General features: G+C 29.3%; 3 protein-coding genes. 1 reads left to right on the top strand and 2 read right to left on the bottom strand.

The window, feature by feature from the left end; translation table 11 throughout:
* On the bottom strand, positions 1–350 hold a 350-nt coding region (locus tag V7014_RS26600), incomplete at its 3' end, for a hypothetical protein (protein WP_335512050.1).
* 789 nt (positions 351–1,139) lie between these two features.
* On the opposite strand from V7014_RS26600, the gene V7014_RS26595 reads away from it, so the two are divergent.
* Positions 1,140–1,703, top strand: a complete 564-nt coding sequence (locus V7014_RS26595) for a tyrosine-type recombinase/integrase (protein ID WP_335512048.1) — start codon at positions 1,140–1,142, stop codon at positions 1,701–1,703.
* Positions 1,704–1,832: 129 nt separating this feature from the next.
* On the opposite strand, the gene V7014_RS26590 is transcribed toward V7014_RS26595, so the two are convergent.
* On the bottom strand, positions 1,833–2,072 hold a 240-nt coding region (locus V7014_RS26590), incomplete at its 5' end, for a hypothetical protein (protein WP_335512046.1).

Genomic DNA, 2,072 nt, shown 5'->3' with positions numbered 1-2,072 from the left:
GCTATATAGGGCCTACCTTCTTTGACTCCAAATACTTGATATTTTGAGAGATTATTCTTAGTCGATAGACTTAATGAATATGATTGCTTTTCCTTAACACTTCTTACAATATAGACACCGATTTCATCTTTTTTCTCAAAGAATAAAAAAGCATATGGTTCCTTTTTATCTTTATGCAATTCATAGTGTATGATTTTTAATCCATTCTTCTTAGCCCAAGCAAAAGCTTCTTTTCTATTAGGTATTTCATATTGTTTATCATCTATTTTATTTATTAAGGTAAAAGCTCCTATAACAAAAACTATAAAGACGATAGGAATTATTTTATTTTTCTTATTAAATTTAACCATTACTGATCATCCTTTCTATTCAGTTAGGTGTTTTATAGATTTTAGTAAAATTTTAGAGTAAGAGTTATATAGAATGAAATAACTTGCAGCGTACTTAAGTAGTTCTCTCAAAAAACACATGATATTATTTTTATTTTTTTAATAAACAAATTTCATCGATATAATTTCCTCTGTCTGCCTCATTTATTACACAATATTTAAAGCAATTAAAAAAGCAAGCATTGGTTGCGTTACACTACGTTACAGTAATCTAAGCGAAGAAAAACTTAAACATCTCTACTGAATTGCTAAAAATCCTCAAATGATGTTACTCACTATTTTGCTATTATATTTAATATATAATGGAACTTTGAAGTTGCGAAAGCACGTTTAGGTTGCTTTATCTATCCAAAAGTTTTATATAATTTCAAGTTATCCCCCCTCTTATATATGAAATAGGGCAGAAAAGGTATAGCCTTTTATTCGCTTTTATTTTCAAAAAATAAATGATTTACAATAAGTCAGGTATCAATTAAAAAGAGACTAAAGTTTAAAGCATAGATTTAATTACAATAAATTCATTTATGGTGCATCTATCTAAATCTAGGTATAAATTTTGAAAGAATGCAGAATTTATATTATTGCTGCACACAAAATGTTAGGACCAATTGCTGAACAAAATTAAAAAAGCACACATTTAAAAAATAGGTTATTATTTGTTCCAAAACTCGTCCTTTTCTTCTATAATGCAATCCACAACCGATTGCGCGGGCTTCTAGAATCTCACAAAAAATCTTCCATGATGATGATATGAAATTTTTAGATTTTTTGAAGAATCATTATGAAGAAGAACTTGAAAATACACCAAGAAAAAAGATTTATTTTAAGAGGGATAAGTTACGAGATATAGCTATTTGTGCCCTTTTTCTTGGTAGTGGAATACGCGTCAATGAATTAGCTAACTTGCGATTAAAAGACATTGAAGAAACAAACTCTGAAATATATGTAATGCGTAAGGGCGGAAAAAAAGATGCGGTAGTAGTTGTTCCAAGTGCTATGGGGGATTTACAAGAGTATCTAGCTGTTAGAAAAGACATCTACAATGCTACCGAAAATGAAAATGAATTTGTCTTTATTTCAAAGACTCATAACGCCACTACTCAACTTTCAAATGAGGAAATAGCAAGGCTAGTGAAGAAATACACAAAAGCATTCCAACAAAATAAGTCTATATCTCCCCATAAATTGCGACATACGTACGGTACAAAACTTATGGAACAAGAAAATGATTTACATCTTGTCATGTCTCAATTAGGTCATTCTTCAACTACAACTGCGGCCTTATATGTAAATCCAGATAAAGAGAAAGCATGACAAGCAGCTCTTCGAATGGTCAAAGATAAAACAATCACAAGCAAGAAGATATTTAAATACGATTAACAAAAAGGGTCTTCCTAGTAGAAACCCCTTTTTAAAAAAGTGATATTTAAAATTTGAAATTAATTAGTTTTTTTCTAATAACTCCACATTTACATTATTTAGTGGTATTTCAAATACTTCTTTGGATTCTATACACCCTAGATGAATTCGATACTCTCCGTTTTTTGAATAATGTTCCATAAATGCTTCTAGACCACCGGTTTTTTTATTAGTCATCCCAGTTATATAGAAATTATCGCCAAAGACAATTTCTATTAATACATAGTTATTTCGTTCATTAAGATATACAGTTATATTTTCATT

Origin of the sequence: Bacillus sp. JJ722, from assembly GCF_036963345.1 — a bacterium.
In the GTDB taxonomy this organism is placed as follows: Bacteria; Bacillota; Bacilli; order Bacillales; family DSM-1321; genus Bacillus_AD.
This window is presented reverse-complemented; position numbering and strand designations above follow the sequence as displayed.